Source organism: Pseudomonas sp. ok272, assembly GCF_900109995.1.
Lineage (GTDB): Bacteria > Pseudomonadota > Gammaproteobacteria > Pseudomonadales > Pseudomonadaceae > Aquipseudomonas.
Window position 1 is genome coordinate 425,880 of the sequence record NZ_FOCB01000002.1, and the last position, 14,071, is coordinate 439,950.

The following is a 14,071-nucleotide window of genomic DNA, read 5'->3' on the forward strand; positions in this document are numbered from 1 at the left end:
AATCCGCAATATACCGGCGAGGATCCCCTATGTCCGCACAACAGAAGAAACACCCCTTCGATTTCAAAACCCAATACGGACTTGGCTTCAACCCTCAGGACGATGAGATCGTTGTCGACTTCTTCTGTGGTGGTGGCGGTGCCGGTACCGGCCTGGAGATCGGCCTGGGCCGCACAGTGAATGTGGCGAAGAACCATAGCCCCCAGGCAATCAGCATGCACACCGTCAACCACCCAGGTGCGAAGCACTACACCACCGACGTGTTCGAGGGTGATCCTGACACCGAATGCGGCGGCAAGGCCGTGGGCTGGTTCCATATGTCGCCGGATTGCACTCACCACAGCCAAGCGGCCGGCGGTCAGCCGCGCAAACGCGAGATCCGCAACCTTTCGTGGATCGGCCTCAAGTGGGCAGGCATGAAACGGCCCCGGGTGATCAGCTTGGAGAACGTGAAGCAGATCCTGCAGTGGGGCCGCTTGATCGCCAAGCGCGACAAGGCCACCGGCCGGGTGGTGAAACTCGGCGGCGACGTTGCCGCACCTGGTGAGGTCGTGCCGGTGGGCCAGCAGTTCCTGATCCCTGACCCCAAGCAGCGCGGCCGTACCTGGCGCCGCTTCGTGGCCCTGCTCGAGGGCATGGGCTATGTCGTTGAGTGGAAAGTCATCAAGGCCTGCGACTTTGGCGCGCCTACCAGCCGGGAACGCCTGTTTATGATTGCCCGGTGCGACGGCCAGCCGATTGTGTGGCCGGAGCCAACACACGCCAAGAACCCCGCCAAGGGCCAGCAGAAGTGGAAAACCGCCGCTGACTGTATCGACTTCAGCGACCTGGGTAAAAGTATCTTCGGCCGCAAGAAAGACCTGGCCCCGGCCACCCTGCGGCGCGTTGCCAAGGGCATGAGGAAGTTCGTCATCGATAGCGCGGCACCATTCATTGTGCCGATTGCCAACTGGTCAGGCGAGACTGTGCAATCGGCCGACGAGCCGCTGCGCACCATCACCTCCTACCCAAAGGGCGGCGCCTTCTCGGTGGTCAGCCCTATCATCGCACCGGCAACGCACCAGGGCAGCGACCGAATCAACGACCCACTCGAACCGCTGCCGACAGTGACCTGCGCAAACCGCGGCGAGCTGACGCTGATCAGCCCGTTGATGGTTGGGGCCGGTGGCCCGGAGTACTCAGGAAAGCCGGTGGGCATGGACCAGCCGGTGGGCACGCTGATGACCCAGAACCACCGAGCTCTGGCTTCCGCCTGCATCGTCCAGGCCGGTCACGGGGAAGGTTCTGGCGCGAACAAACGCCGATCCCACGGGGTGAACGACATCTGCGGCCCGATCGGCACTGTCACTGCCAGCGGTGGCGGGCAATCCGTCAGCGCCGCGGTGATGATCCAGGCCAATGGCGGATTCAACACCACGCACGCCAAGGGCATGCACGAACCCATGACCACGGTCACCAACACCGGCAGCCAGCAGCAACTGGCGGTGGCGAACCTGGTGCACTTGCGCGGCAACTGCGATGCCCGGGACGTAAATGACCCGCTGCACACCATCAGCGCCGGCGGCCTGCACCACGGGTTGGCCAGCGCATTCATGGAGCGGGCATTCGGCGGCAGCATTGGCCAGGGCCTGGAAGAACCGGCGCCGACCATCACAGCCGGCGGCGGTGGCAAGAGCTCGCTGGTGTCGCTCACGTTGTCGCCTGAGCACGAAGCCGGTGCCCTGCGTGTCGCCGCCTTCCTGATCAGCTACTACGGTACCGAGAACATCAGCGCATGCGACTCGCCGGCGCCGACGATAACCACCAAGGACCGTCTCGCCATGGTCACCGTGATGGTCAAAGGCACGCCCTATGTGATCGTCGACATCTGCCTGCGGATGCTGAAGCCGGCCGAGCTGTACAAGGCCCAGGGCTTCCCCGCCGACTACATCATCAGCCACGGCGCCGACGGCAAGCCGTTCACCAAAACCCAGCAGGTGCACATGTGCGGAAACAGCGTCAGCCCTCCGCCGATGGCTGCCCTTGCAAGGGCAAACGATCCATGGCGGATAGCTGAAAGACAGGCCGTTGCTGCTTAATCGTCATCGCGCGATTCGGTACATCCGTAGCACTCATCAGCGCATGACCCAACCGCCTCCTTGATGAAGTCAGTCATTTCACGCCGATCCTCAAACATTTCGTTCAGCTCGCCTTTGGAGTACATCGAATTTCCAAGTTTATAGGCGTCTTCTACATCGGCGCCTGTCTGGTAATAGACAACATGGCGTTCACAGTAATCAAGGACGCCCGCGCGTGTTGCGATGTCAGAAGCTAAATCTCGCTTTTCATCTGCCTTCATCATTTCGTGCTTGGCCTGACCCATTGTAGTAACTCCGAATGAAGTGAGAGCTCATCCTGATCCTCTCGTTTCTCCTCTTCAAGCACCTTTCGAAAGAGCTGTAACAGGCCGTTCGTCGCCTGTTTCCTCCCCACCGCCCGGATATGTCCCGGCATAGGACGCCCCGTACCCATAAAAATCCGTATCTACTGCCCAGCGCTGTACATGCACAGCAACAGTTACCCCTTCGGTTAACTGGCGCTGAAGACGGTCACCGCCTGTCCTCCTACGTCGCCGACGCAGCCCAGTCCTTTGGACGACAAACGCGGTGCGTAGGATGACCTTTTGCAATACGCGTGAAGTATCTCGCGAAGTACACTTCAAACGGTTGATCCGCGAGTAACAAGGGCGTGATCCTCGTATACCCCCCAAAGGCTCGAAGATGATTCATGACCTCACCAAGATAGAAAACCGGTCTTGCCGGACTAATTTCGAACTGTGTCTGGATGGGGAGTTCGCTGGCATGCAAGTAAAGCTGTGGTTCTTCGCTCCGAGGAAATACGAAGTGCATTTGCTCCGCCAGAGTCGAGCATTCCATAATCCAAAACTCAAGCTCAAGATCTGAAGGAGCCCCCTTCGTAATTGAGGATAGCTCTTCGTATTTAGCTACCCAATTTTTGATAGCATCAATATTCGCATCGGGCTCAAACACCTCACCAGAGTAATGATTCTCCGGGAAAAGCTTCATATAAAGCTCATACTTACGAAAAAAAACCACCTTGAGCTCTGCAGCAACGTAGTCAAGTAGCTCAATAAAGTCTTTTCGATGACTCACATAGAGCTGGGCGCGAGTTAAATACTTACTTTCTTCAGCAGATTTTCGGGAAACACTTGCTGCTTCCCATGCTGCATATGCAGCAATAGCAGTTGCGATTGCAGAAATCCCAGCAACTATATCAGCCGTCGTGACCTTCTTATCTATCTGTAAATACGGAAATAATTCCACATAAAAACCGATAGCAACTATTGCAAAAATGCTTACCCAAGTAACTAGCCAACCCTTTGCCATCACAATTCCTTGATTACTCAGTAGCGAGGATTATGCAACAATCCTTTGATAATAGGTAACGAAGGCGCTGTCGAATTGGTTATCAAAGTCGAACTTCGCAAGCCGTTAGAGACGCTAATCCGTCAGCGCGAAGCCCAGCCAATCGGGGCCTTGGCAAAAGCTCGCCTGTACTCCACCCTGCCTTAACCCTTCCCCCTTCAAAGTCAGCCGCTTTAGCGGCAAAGGAACAGTCATGTCTGAAGAAAACCAAGATCAAGCATTCGAACTCGATGGCAGCCAGCCGGCTCGCCCCGATCTGCGTTGCTACAGCGTCGGCGATCAAGACTGGGTTGCCGCTACAAGCGAAGACGAGGCGCGTCGCGTCCTGGCTGAAATGAACGGCGATGACACGGCCGAATATGCGGATTGGGATGTGGAGCTGACCAGCGAGAAGATGCTCGACCAGCAGTGGACTGATGAAGATCCGCCGCACGCCGAATGCGGCTGTCTCCGCGATTGGCTTGCTGAAGCAACTGAACCCACCTACCTCATGGGTACGGAGTGACGCCATGAAGCTGACAGAGAAACAGCAGAGCGTACTCAATGAGTTACGCAAGATCGGTCGAGAAAACGCATACCGCTATCGCGGCGTAACGCCGTACCTCCACCAGGGTGACTGCGAGAAGCTGGCTAAGGGTGACCAAGCGTGCGTGTTCGGCATGGGCGGTCTGACCTATCAGGTTGGGCGCCGCCTCGGGATCGCCGCTCCATCCGTGCTGGGCGTCTTCAAGGCACTTCAGCGGAAAGGTCTGGTGATTCGTGAGGAAACCTATCCGGACTACCAGCGAGCGCGGTACTGGTGGCCTATTGGTCTGGCTGCGGAGCTGGCCGGCGAGCTCTTGCCTGCCAGCGAGGTGACGCCATGATCTACATGCTCGGGTTCATATATAAGGGGCCGTGGCGATGAGTGACGCACCGATTGAGCCGCAGGAATATTTGTACGGTGTGAAGGTCGTGCAAATCGAAGACATTCGGGTTGCCCGCGGCCTGACACGCCGGCCTTTGTCCTCCTGCACGCACAGAAAGATGGTCTACGACGACAAGGAACGCCGCATCTGGTGCAGCGACTGCGAAACCGAGGTAGAAGCGTTCGACGCCTTTCGCCACCTGGTGGAGAAGTTCAGCGCCGCAGCAGGGCGGATAAATCGCCGCGCTTCAGAGCTGGCTGAAGCGGAAAAATTCCAGATCCGAAGCCGGGCCGCAAAGGTGATGGACGAAGCCTGGCGCAGCACGAAGATGGCGCCGCTCTGCCCTCACTGCAATACAGCAATCCTCCCCGAGGACGTTGCCGGCGGCGTGGCAAGCACATCGAAAGCATTGGTTGCCGCGGCTCGCAAACGCCAGCAGACGACAAAGCCCTAACCCATCTTGCACCTATCAACCTGCCGGTGAACGGCGGGGAGGAATTCGTATGCCCGAACGAATCGCGTGCTCGCAATACGACGAGCGCCAGTCGAAATGCAAAAGCGGCTTCCCGCGCATCCATCCGACCTGCTGGGGTGGGCCGTCAGGCTGCCATGCATGCGGCGCCCAGCAAAGCACTCCGATGTGCATGCAGGAAGACCCGCCGTCCCACCACCCACGCGAGAACGGCCTACCTCTTGGATGGCCAGCACACTAACCACCTTCTGCCGCTATGCGCGGCATGGAGCATCCAATGAAAAAAGAACTGATCAAGATCAGCGAGTTTCAGCGTCGACGCTGGGGCGAAAACGGAACCCCGCAGTGCCCCCAGGCGATCCGCAATCACATCCGCAACGGCATGGTCCCCGGCGAGCAGATCGGGAAACTCTGGTACGTTGACTGGACTGCATTCAATCGGTCTGGCGGTAACGACCTGGTGGCAATGGTACTGAAAGGAGCAGCGTGATGGTCCCAAGGCCGCGCAATACTGCGAACAAGAACCTTCCGCAGAACCTGTACTTCGATGCGCGGCGCTCGACCTATCGCTATCGGCGCCCGACTGATGGGAAGTGGTTCCAGTTCGGCGCCGACCGCATCAAAGCGATAGATGCCGCGAAGCAACTCAACCTGGAGTTCATGCGCGGTGCCGACCTAGTCGGTGCCGTGCTGGGCAGTTCCTCGGAGTCGTTCGCTGGCTTCCTGGATCAATACGAGAGTTCGGTGCTCCCTCCGCGCGAGCTGGCCAAGGGCACGCTCGGGCTGTATGCGGTACATTTTCGGCGATTCCGAAAGGCTTTCGAGGGCAAGGCGGTCGACCAAATCAGCATTCGCATGGTCGCCGAAATGCTCGACGCACTCACCCCAAGAACCGCGAACCAGTGCCGGGCGCTGCTCACTGACATCTTCAACCATGCCGCAGCCAAGGGCCTGTGCCCGGACAACCCCGCCGCGAGCACGATCAATCGCATCGAGAAGAAGCTACGCAAGCGCCACACCATTGAGGGCCTGAAAGCCATCCGCGAGAAGTCGCCGGCCTGGCTACAGAACGCAATCGACCTGGCTTTGATCACCGCTCAGCGGCGAACAGACATCCTGGATATGAGGTTCGATGGCGTTCGGGAAGGTCACCTGTATGTGGTGCAAAAGAAAACGGCCAAGGCCAGTGATGCGGCGTGGATCCGCTTTCGCGTGACGCCAGAACTGCAAGCAGTCATCAGCCGGTGCCGCGACGATGTCGTCTCGCCGTACCTGGTGCACCGCAAGCCTGAGCGCCTGAAGCAGAAGCAGGCGCAGACCAAGGACCACTGGACGAAGATTGAAGAAAGGTATTTGACGCGGGCATTCAAGGACGCCCGAGAGGCGGCGGATTGCTACAAGGGATGGAAGGAGGAAGAAATGCCGGGCTTTCATGAGGTAAGGGCGCTGTCGCTACACCTGTACAAGAAGGCCGGAAAGGATGGGCAGAAAATTGCGGGGCATGCGAGCGAGGGCATGACCAAAAACTACCAGCGAGACCATGAGGAAGTCATCTGGTCCGAGGCAGTTCCGGACCTGAACATCAGCGAAATCACCGGGTAGTTTTGCGCCAGTTTTGCGCGGGTTTTGCGCAGGCACAAAAAAGCCGATCTAGCTGATCGGCTTAAGTGTCTGATTTTACTCAGTAAATATGGTCGGGACGGAGTGATTCGAACACTCGACCCCTAGCACCCCATGCTAGTGCGCTACCGGACTGCGCTACGCCCCGACTAGGCGTGAATTTTGTTCCTCTTCTCGAAGAACGATGAAGAATATATCGCAAGCTTTTGAAAACTGGAAGTAATTAAAAGCAGAAATTTATTTCTTCAGTACCACCAAGACATCCTCCAGTTCGGAGATCATCTGGCGGATGAGTTGCTTGTACTGAGTGGTGTCGTCTTTGGCTTCATCACCAGACAAACGTAAACGCGCGCCGCTGATGGTGAAACCCTGGTCGTATAGCAACGCCCGGATCTGTCGGATCATCAGCACATCCTGGCGCTGATAATACCGACGGTTCCCTGTACGTTTGACGGGGTTGAGTTGAGGAAACTCCTGCTCCCAATAGCGCAGCACGTGCGGTTTTACCGCACACAGCTCGCTGACTTCACCAATGGTGAAGTAGCGTTTGCCGGGAATGACGGGAAGTTCGTCGTTATGACTTGGTTCCAGCATAAGCCTCAACTCGGGCCTTCAACTTCTGCCCTGGACGAAAGGTGACCACACGGCGAGCCGTGATCGGGATTTCTTCTCCCGTTTTCGGATTGCGGCCAGGCCGCTGACGCTTGTCCCGAAGATCGAAATTGCCAAAACCGGACAACTTCACTTGTTCGTTGTCTTCAAGAGCGTGCCTGATTTCTTCAAAAAACAGTTCGACCAATTCCTTGGCTTCCCGTTTGTTCAGGCCCAGCTCTTCATACAGACGTTCCGCCATCTCAGCTTTCGTCAAAGCCCCCATACGTCACTTCCTTAACGTGGCGTTCAACCTTTGTTCGAGCGAGGTGAGGATATTTTGCGTCGTAGTATTCACCTCATCGTCATTAAGAGTGCGCGATGGATGCTGCCAGGTCAAGCCAACTGCAAGGCTTTTTCTATCAGGATCAATACCTTTACCCTGATAGACGTCAAAGAGCCTTAGGTCTGTCAGCCATTCGCCTGCATTTTCACGGATTACTTCCATGACGGCGCTAGCTGCGACGCCAGTATCGGCCAGTAGCGCAAGATCACGACGCACTTCAGGAAAGCGCGATAACTCGTGGAATTTAGGCATTTTACCCAGTGCCACTTCAGCCAGAACCAGTTCGAAAACAAACACAGGACGATCCAGGCCCAGGGTTTTCGACAATTCAGGGTGAATAGCACCGACAAAGCCGACTTCACGGCCATCACGTTCGATACGTGCCGTTTGGCCTGGGTGCAGGGCAGGATGCTTGCCCGGGACAAAGGTAAACGCGTCCAGCGCGCCGGCAAAGCCCAGCACCGCCTCCACGTCTGCCTTGATGTCAAAGAAGTCGACGACATCACGACCTTGTGCCCAGCCTTCTGGCAGACGGCTACCGCACACTACGCCAGCGAGCATTGGCTCTTGTTTCAGTCCTTCGAGCTGACCAACGAAACGCAGGCCACTTTCGAACAGACGGACGCGATCCTGCTGGCGGTTCAGGTTGTGTTGCAATGCCTTGACCAAACCCGGCCACAGGGACGATCGCATGGCCGCCATGTCGTTCGAGATCGGGTTTGCCAGCAACAACGGATCGACGCCTGGGCTGAACAGTTCGAATTGCTTTGGATCGATAAAGCTATAAGTGATTGCTTCCTGATAACCACGTGCCACCAACAGGCGGCGCAGCTCAGGTAGGTCGCTGCGCGCTTCAGCCTTGGCTTGTGGCGCCAGACGGGCTTGCGGGTAGCGAACCGGCAGCCGGTTGTAGCCATGCAGGCGAGCCAACTCTTCGATCAGATCAACTTCCAAACTGATGTCGAAACGATGGCTTGGCACTTCAATGCGCCATTGCCCTACCCCATCAGCTGAAATCGCCAAGCCCAAGGCGCTGAGTAGCCGCTCGACTTCGGCCGCATCCATTTCCATGCCCAGCATCTGGGTGATGCGCTGGGCACGCAGGGTAATCGGTGCAATCGACGGCAGATGCTGCTCGCTGACGGTTTCAATGATCGGGCCTGCCTCACCACCCGTGATGTCCAGCAGCAAACCGGTGGCACGCTCCATCGCTTCGCGGGCTAGCTGCCAGTCAACGCCGCGCTCGTAGCGGTGCGAGGCATCGGTGTGCAAGCCGTAGGATCGGGCCTTGCCGGCGACGGCAATCTGGTCGAAGAAGGCGCTTTCGAGGAATACGTCGCGCGTGGTTGCGGACACACCGCTGTGCTCGCCGCCCATCACACCCGCAATGGCCAAGGCGCGGGTATGGTCAGCAATCACCAATGTGTCGCTACGCAAGCTGACTTCCTGACCATCGAGCAATACCAGCTTTTCGCCCTCGATGGCCATGCGTACACGGATGCCGCCATTGATTTCGGCAAGATCAAATGCGTGCAGTGGCTGGCCCAACTCCAACATCACGTAGTTGGTGATGTCGACAGCAGCATCAATGCTACGTACATCGGCGCGGCGCAGACGTTCGACCATCCACAGCGGAGTTGGCTTGGACAGGTCAACGTTACGAATCACTCGCCCTAGATAGCGCGGGCAAGCAGCAGGCGCCAGCACTTCGACAGGACGAACTTCATCGTGAACCGCAGGCACTACAGGCACCGCTGGGCGACTGACGGGAGCGGCATACAACGCGCCGACCTCACGAGCGAGACCGGCAAGGGACAGACAATCACCGCGATTCGGGGTCAGGTCGACCTCAATGCTGGCGTCTTCCAGATCCAGATACACGCGGAAATCTTCGCCTACAGGCGCATCGGCCGGTAACTCCATCAGGCCGTCGTCGCCTTCACCAACTTGCAGTTCAGCTTGCGAGCACAACATGCCGTTGGACTCGACGCCGCGCAACTTGGCCTTCTTGATTTTGAAGTCGCCTGGCAGTTCGGCACCGATCATTGCAAATGGAATTTTCAAGCCCGGGCGCACGTTTGGTGCACCGCACACAACCTGGAAGGTTTCCGAGCCGTTACTGACCTGGCATACCCGGAGCTTGTCGGCATCAGGATGCTGCTCGGTGCTCAGCACCTCGCCCACCACCACGCCACTGAAATCGCCGGCGGCTGGCGTAACGCTATCAACCTCAAGACCGGCCATGGACAGACGAGCAACCAACTCGTCACGACTTACTTGCGGGCTTACCCAGCCACGCAACCATTGTTCACTGAATTTCATCCTGCTCTCCTAAAAATTCGTTACGACTAGCGAAATTGCGCAAGAAACCGCAAGTCGTTGTCGAAGAACAGACGCAAGTCGTTCACGCCGTAACGCAGCATGGCCAGACGCTCAACCCCCATGCCGAAGGCAAAACCGGAGAATTCTTCCGGATCAATGCCGGACATACGCAATACGTTCGGGTGAACCATTCCGCAGCCCATAACTTCCAGCCATCCAGTCTGCTTACAGACGCGGCAGCCTTTGCCGCTGCACATCACGCATTCCATATCGACTTCAGCGGATGGCTCGGTGAACGGGAAGTACGAGGGACGGAAACGCACCGCGAGTTCTTTTTCGAAGAACACCCGCAGGAACTCTTCAATTGTCCCTTTCAGGTCAGCGAAGTTGATGTCGCGATCGACCAGCAGGCCTTCCACCTGGTGGAACATCGGCGAGTGGGTAATATCGGAGTCGCTACGGTACACACGGCCTGGGCAGACGATGCGAATGGGCGGCTGCTGCGATTCCATGGTGCGGACCTGTACCGGCGAGGTATGGGTGCGCAACAGCATGTTCGCATTGAAATAGAAGGTGTCGTGCATCGACCGGGCCGGGTGGTGGCCTGGGATGTTGAGCGCCTCGAAGTTGTGATAATCGTCTTCAACCTCAGGGCCTTCGGCGATACCGTAGCCGATATGGGTGAAGAACTGCTCGATACGCTCCAGAGTCCGGGTAACCGGATGTAGACCGCCCGAGGTCTGGCCGCGGCCAGGCAGGGTCACGTCAATGGACTCGGCGGCGAGCTTGGCCGCAAGATCGGCCCCCTCGAGCAACGCCTTGCGCGCATTGAGAACCTCTGTGACACGTTCCTTGGCAACGTTGATCAGCGCACCGACCTGCGGACGCTCTTCTGCCGGCAAATTCCCCAGGGTCTTCATCACCTGAGTCAATTCACCTTTCTTGCCAAGGTAGTGAACCCGGATTTGCTCCAGGGCATTGATATCTTCAGCGCTTTGCACAGCCTCTAGTGCTTGAGAGACGAGCGCATCCAGGTTTTCCATGTACAGACTCCAGATACAAAATAGGGGAAGAGCTTGAAGGCTCTTCCCCTATTTATGACGTTTAACACCTGAGCCCACAGAGGTGGGCCCGGGTGACTGTCGGGGATACTTAAGCCAAGGTGGCTTTAGCTTTCTCGACAATCGCAGCAAACGCCGCTTTTTCGTTCACTGCCAGATCAGCCAGAACCTTACGGTCGATCTCGATGGACGCTTTTTTCAGGCCGGCGATGAAACGGCTGTAGGACAGACCGTTGATACGAGCACCAGCGTTGATACGAGCGATCCACAGAGCGCGGAACTGACGTTTTTTCTGACGACGGTCACGGTAGGCGTACTGGCCTGCCTTGATTACCGCTTGCTTGGCAACACGGAATACTCGCGAACGAGCGCCGTAGTAGCCTTTAGCAAGTTTCAGAATTTTTTTGTGACGCTTACGGGCAATGACGCCACGCTTTACACGAGCCATGAGTTACTTCCTCTATTCTTAACCAAAAATTAACGAAGGCGCAGCATGCGCTCGACTTTTGCCACGTCAGACGGATGCAGCAAGCTGCTACCGCGCAGTTGACGCTTACGCTTGGTCGACATTTTGGTCAGGATGTGGCTCTTGAAAGCGTGCTTGTGCTTGATACCGTTAGCAGTTTTCAGAAACCGCTTAGCAGCACCACTTTTAGTTTTCATCTTTGGCATGTTCGGATACTCCGCATTCAGTTGATAAACATAATCGCAAGGCCTGCCGTGCCCTGTTGATTACTTCTTCTTTTTCGGGGCGATGACCATGATCAGTTGGCGTCCTTCCATCTTAGGATGCTGTTCGACCGAACCGTACTCAAGCAAGTCACCTTCAACTCGCTTGAGGAGTTCCATCCCCAGCTCCTGGTGGGCCATCTCACGGCCGCGGAATCGCAAGGATACCTTGGCCCTGTCCCCATCACTCAGGAAACGTACCAGGTTGCGCAGTTTTACCTGGTAATCCCCTTCCTCCGTCCCTGGACGAAACTTGATTTCTTTAACCTGAATCTGCTTCTGGTTCTTCTTGGCCGCAGCAATCTGCTTCTTCTTTTCGAAGATCGATTTGCCGTAGTCCATCAGCTTGCAGACAGGAGGTACTGCATCGGCGGAAATTTCCACCAAATCGAGCTTGGCTTCTTCAGCCTTAAGAAGCGCGTCTTCAATTGACACAATCCCAAGCTGCTCGCCTTCTGCCCCAATTAACCGAACCTCGCGTGCCGAGATATTCTCGTTGATCGGGGCTTTCGGTGCAGCTCGTTTATCTTGTCTCATTTCACGCTTAATAATAATTACTCCGAATCTGGGCGACCACGCCGGGAAACCGCTTGCGCGAGAAACTCAGCGAACTGGGCGACGGGCATCGAGCCCAGGTCAGCACCTTCACGAGTACGCACAGCGACAGTCTGCATCTCGACTTCCCGATCTCCAATAACCAAGAGATAGGGAACCTTGAGCAAAGTATGCTCGCGGATTTTAAAGCCGATCTTTTCATTTCTCAAGTCAGACTTGGCACGAAAACCGCTTTGATTGAGAGTTTTTTCAACTTCAGCGGCAAAATCTGCCTGTTTATCAGTGATATTCATGATCACTGCCTGAGTCGGAGCCAGCCACGCAGGGAATGCCCCTTCGTAATGCTCGATCAGAATTCCGACGAAACGCTCGAAGGAACCCAGGATCGCCCGGTGCAACATAACCGGGTGCTTGCGACTGTTGTCTTCGGAGACATATTCGGCTCCCAGACGGATCGGCAGGTTAAAATCGAGTTGCAAGGTACCACACTGCCAGACGCGACCGAGGCAATCTTTCAGCGAGAACTCAATTTTCGGACCATAGAAAGCACCCTCGCCCGGTTGTAGATCGTACGGCAAGCCCGCGCTATCAAGGGCTGCAGCCAGTGCCGACTCTGCGCGATCCCACAACTCATCGGAACCCACGCGTTTTTCCGGACGAGTGGACAGCTTCATCTCGATGTCTTTGAAGCCAAAGTCGGCGTAGACATCCATCGTCAGCTTGATGAATGCCGCAGATTCGGCCTGCATCTGCTCCTCGGTGCAGAAGATGTGGGCGTCGTCCTGAGTAAAAGCACGCACTCGCATGATGCCGTGCAACGCACCGGACGGCTCGTTACGGTGGCAGGCACCGAATTCAGCCAGGCGCAGCGGTAGTTCACGGTAGCTCTTCAGGCCCTGGTTGAACACTTGCACGTGGCAAGGGCAGTTCATAGGCTTGATGGCGTAATCGCGACTTTCCGACTCAGTGGTGAACATGTTCTCGGCGTAGTTGGCCCAGTGCCCGGACTTCTCCCATAGGCTGCGATCAACCACTTGCGGAGTCTTGATCTCCAGGTAGCCATTTTCGCGCTGAACCTTGCGCATGTACTGCTCAAGTACTTGGTACAGGGTCCAACCGTTCGGGTGCCAGAACACCATGCCCGGAGCTTCTTCCTGGGTATGGAACAAGCCAAGGCGCTTGCCGATTTTGCGATGGTCACGCTTTTCAGCTTCTTCGATACGCTGAATATAAGCCGCCAACTGCTTCTTGTCGGCCCACGCAGTGCCATAAATACGCTGCAGTTGCTCGTTCTTGGCATCGCCGCGCCAGTAGGCACCTGACAGCTTGGTCAGTTTGAAGGATTTCAAGAAGCGAGTGTTCGGCACGTGCGGACCGCGGCACATGTCGACGTATTCTTCGTGATAGTACAAGCCCATTGCCTGCTCGTTCGGCATGTCCTCGACCAGGCGCAGCTTGTAATCTTCGCCACGCTGGGTGAACACGTCGATCACTTCGGCACGCGGAGTGACTTTCTTGATGACGTCGTAATCTTTCTCGATCAGCAGGTGCATGCGCTGTTCGATGGCTGCCAGGTCGTCCGGAGTAAAAGGACGTTCGTAGGCGATGTCGTAATAAAAACCATCATCGATGACCGGGCCAATCACCATTTTCGCCGTCGGGTACAGTTGCTTGACCGCATGGCCAATCAAGTGAGCGCAAGAGTGACGAATGATCTCCAGCCCCTCTTCGTCTTTAGGCGTGATGATTTGCAGGGTTACGTCGCTATCGATGATATCGCAGGCGTCAACCAGCTTGCCGCTGACCTTGCCGGCCACGGTAGCCTTGGCTAGACCGGCGCCGATGGATGCTGCGACTTCGGCTACGGATACCGGATGGTCGAATGAGCGTTGACTGCCGTCGGGAAGAGTAATAGTTGGCATGGCGCCTCCTCTCCTAGTGGTGACCCCTACCAAAGGTCACGTGGGTTGGGATGAGCAGCCAGTACGCGATTCAGTCCAGGCCATCCAATGATGAACGCCTGCCTTACAGCGGCAGGAGCC

Annotated in this window: 16 protein-coding genes and 1 tRNA gene; 6 read left to right on the forward strand and 11 right to left on the reverse strand. The window is 56.6% G+C overall.

The features are described from left to right. Positions 1 to 29: 29 nt before the first annotated feature. Complete coding sequence (locus BMW74_RS04850; RefSeq protein ID WP_093414396.1) at positions 30 to 2,078, forward strand: DNA cytosine methyltransferase; 2,049 nt, start codon at positions 30 to 32, stop codon at positions 2,076 to 2,078. On the opposite strand, the gene BMW74_RS04855 is transcribed toward BMW74_RS04850, so the two are convergent. After that, positions 2,075 to 2,362 (reverse strand): hypothetical protein, encoded by a 288-nt coding sequence (locus tag BMW74_RS04855; RefSeq protein ID WP_093414399.1) that lies wholly within the window; start codon positions 2,360 to 2,362, stop codon positions 2,075 to 2,077. The genes BMW74_RS04850 and BMW74_RS04855 overlap by 4 nt on opposite strands. Positions 2,363 to 2,603: 241 nt before the next feature. Further along, positions 2,604 to 3,386 (reverse strand): hypothetical protein, encoded by a 783-nt coding sequence (locus BMW74_RS04860; protein WP_093414401.1) that lies wholly within the window; start codon positions 3,384 to 3,386, stop codon positions 2,604 to 2,606. Between the two features lie 232 nt (positions 3,387 to 3,618). Between BMW74_RS04860 and BMW74_RS04865 the strand changes: the two genes are divergently transcribed. The 5 genes from BMW74_RS04865 to BMW74_RS04885 all read left to right on the forward strand — a co-directional run bounded on the left by BMW74_RS04865 (position 3,619) and on the right by BMW74_RS04885 (position 6,407). Beyond that, a complete protein-coding gene (locus tag BMW74_RS04865; protein ID WP_093414403.1) occupies positions 3,619 to 3,930 on the forward strand; it encodes a hypothetical protein in 312 nt (103 codons plus the stop codon). A 4-nt stretch (positions 3,931 to 3,934) separates the two neighbouring features. Next, entirely contained in the window at positions 3,935 to 4,291 is a 357-nt protein-coding gene (locus BMW74_RS04870) for a hypothetical protein (RefSeq protein WP_093414405.1), read from the forward strand. Between the two features lie 37 nt (positions 4,292 to 4,328). Continuing rightward, complete coding sequence (locus tag BMW74_RS04875) at positions 4,329 to 4,787, forward strand: hypothetical protein (RefSeq protein WP_093414407.1); 459 nt, start codon at positions 4,329 to 4,331, stop codon at positions 4,785 to 4,787. 295 nt (positions 4,788 to 5,082) lie between these two features. Beyond that, positions 5,083 to 5,295, forward strand: a complete 213-nt coding sequence (locus BMW74_RS04880) for a hypothetical protein (RefSeq protein ID WP_093414409.1) — start codon at positions 5,083 to 5,085, stop codon at positions 5,293 to 5,295. Next, the gene (locus BMW74_RS04885) at positions 5,295 to 6,407 is read left to right on the forward strand and encodes a tyrosine-type recombinase/integrase (RefSeq protein WP_093414411.1); all 1,113 of its coding nucleotides are present in this window, start codon (positions 5,295 to 5,297) and stop codon (positions 6,405 to 6,407) included. Before BMW74_RS04880 ends, BMW74_RS04885 begins: the two co-directional genes overlap by 1 nt. Positions 6,408 to 6,496: 89 nt before the next feature. Here BMW74_RS04885 and BMW74_RS04890 read toward each other — a convergent pair. The 9 genes from BMW74_RS04890 to thrS form a co-directional block, all read right to left on the reverse strand. After that, positions 6,497 to 6,573, reverse strand: a tRNA-Pro gene (locus BMW74_RS04890). Positions 6,574 to 6,662: 89 nt separating this feature from the next. After that, entirely contained in the window at positions 6,663 to 7,019 is a 357-nt protein-coding gene (locus BMW74_RS04895) for a MerR family transcriptional regulator (protein WP_093414414.1), read from the reverse strand. Continuing rightward, positions 7,000 to 7,302 (reverse strand): integration host factor subunit alpha, encoded by a 303-nt coding sequence (gene ihfA / locus BMW74_RS04900; RefSeq protein ID WP_002553164.1) that lies wholly within the window; start codon positions 7,300 to 7,302, stop codon positions 7,000 to 7,002. The genes BMW74_RS04895 and ihfA overlap by 20 nt, the downstream gene beginning before the upstream one ends. Positions 7,303 to 7,305: 3 nt before the next feature. After that, the gene (gene pheT / locus BMW74_RS04905) at positions 7,306 to 9,684 is read right to left on the reverse strand and encodes a phenylalanine--tRNA ligase subunit beta (protein WP_093414417.1); all 2,379 of its coding nucleotides are present in this window, start codon (positions 9,682 to 9,684) and stop codon (positions 7,306 to 7,308) included. Positions 9,685 to 9,710: 26 nt separating this feature from the next. Beyond that, a complete protein-coding gene (pheS, locus tag BMW74_RS04910) occupies positions 9,711 to 10,727 on the reverse strand; it encodes a phenylalanine--tRNA ligase subunit alpha (RefSeq protein WP_093414420.1) in 1,017 nt (338 codons plus the stop codon). 109 nt (positions 10,728 to 10,836) lie between these two features. Then, positions 10,837 to 11,193 carry a 50S ribosomal protein L20 gene (rplT, locus tag BMW74_RS04915; RefSeq protein ID WP_007905879.1) on the reverse strand — a complete coding sequence of 119 codons (357 nt, stop codon included), beginning with the start codon at positions 11,191 to 11,193 and terminating at the stop codon, positions 10,837 to 10,839. Positions 11,194 to 11,222: 29 nt separating this feature from the next. Further along, complete coding sequence (rpmI, locus tag BMW74_RS04920; protein WP_002553160.1) at positions 11,223 to 11,417, reverse strand: 50S ribosomal protein L35; 195 nt, start codon at positions 11,415 to 11,417, stop codon at positions 11,223 to 11,225. A 60-nt stretch (positions 11,418 to 11,477) separates the two neighbouring features. Beyond that, positions 11,478 to 12,029, reverse strand: coding sequence for a translation initiation factor IF-3 (gene infC / locus BMW74_RS04925; RefSeq protein ID WP_172435341.1), 552 nt, complete (start codon positions 12,027 to 12,029; stop codon positions 11,478 to 11,480). After that, positions 12,029 to 13,951 (reverse strand): threonine--tRNA ligase, encoded by a 1,923-nt coding sequence (gene thrS, locus BMW74_RS04930; protein WP_093414423.1) that lies wholly within the window; start codon positions 13,949 to 13,951, stop codon positions 12,029 to 12,031. The genes infC and thrS overlap by 1 nt, the downstream gene beginning before the upstream one ends. Positions 13,952 to 14,071: the final 120 nt, after the last annotated feature.

What these genes read in the sequence shown, in the direction of transcription:
- BMW74_RS04850 (WP_093414396.1), top strand. Translation starts at nt 30, where the DNA reads ATGTCCGCACAACAGAAGAAACACCCCTTCGATTTCAAAACCCAATAC.
- BMW74_RS04855 (WP_093414399.1), bottom strand. Translation starts at nt 2,362, where the DNA reads ATGGGTCAGGCCAAGCACGAAATGATGAAGGCAGATGAAAAGCGAGAT.
- BMW74_RS04860 (WP_093414401.1), bottom strand. Translation starts at nt 3,386, where the DNA reads ATGGCAAAGGGTTGGCTAGTTACTTGGGTAAGCATTTTTGCAATAGTT.
- BMW74_RS04865 (WP_093414403.1), top strand. Translation starts at nt 3,619, where the DNA reads ATGTCTGAAGAAAACCAAGATCAAGCATTCGAACTCGATGGCAGCCAG.
- BMW74_RS04870 (WP_093414405.1), top strand. Translation starts at nt 3,935, where the DNA reads ATGAAGCTGACAGAGAAACAGCAGAGCGTACTCAATGAGTTACGCAAG.
- BMW74_RS04875 (WP_093414407.1), top strand. Translation starts at nt 4,329, where the DNA reads ATGAGTGACGCACCGATTGAGCCGCAGGAATATTTGTACGGTGTGAAG.
- BMW74_RS04880 (WP_093414409.1), top strand. Translation starts at nt 5,083, where the DNA reads ATGAAAAAAGAACTGATCAAGATCAGCGAGTTTCAGCGTCGACGCTGG.
- BMW74_RS04885 (WP_093414411.1), top strand. Translation starts at nt 5,295, where the DNA reads ATGGTCCCAAGGCCGCGCAATACTGCGAACAAGAACCTTCCGCAGAAC.
- BMW74_RS04895 (WP_093414414.1), bottom strand. Translation starts at nt 7,019, where the DNA reads ATGCTGGAACCAAGTCATAACGACGAACTTCCCGTCATTCCCGGCAAA.
- ihfA (WP_002553164.1), bottom strand. Translation starts at nt 7,302, where the DNA reads ATGGGGGCTTTGACGAAAGCTGAGATGGCGGAACGTCTGTATGAAGAG.
- pheT (WP_093414417.1), bottom strand. Translation starts at nt 9,684, where the DNA reads ATGAAATTCAGTGAACAATGGTTGCGTGGCTGGGTAAGCCCGCAAGTA.
- pheS (WP_093414420.1), bottom strand. Translation starts at nt 10,727, where the DNA reads ATGGAAAACCTGGATGCGCTCGTCTCTCAAGCACTAGAGGCTGTGCAA.
- rplT (WP_007905879.1), bottom strand. Translation starts at nt 11,193, where the DNA reads ATGGCTCGTGTAAAGCGTGGCGTCATTGCCCGTAAGCGTCACAAAAAA.
- rpmI (WP_002553160.1), bottom strand. Translation starts at nt 11,417, where the DNA reads ATGCCAAAGATGAAAACTAAAAGTGGTGCTGCTAAGCGGTTTCTGAAA.
- thrS (WP_093414423.1), bottom strand. Translation starts at nt 13,951, where the DNA reads ATGCCAACTATTACTCTTCCCGACGGCAGTCAACGCTCATTCGACCAT.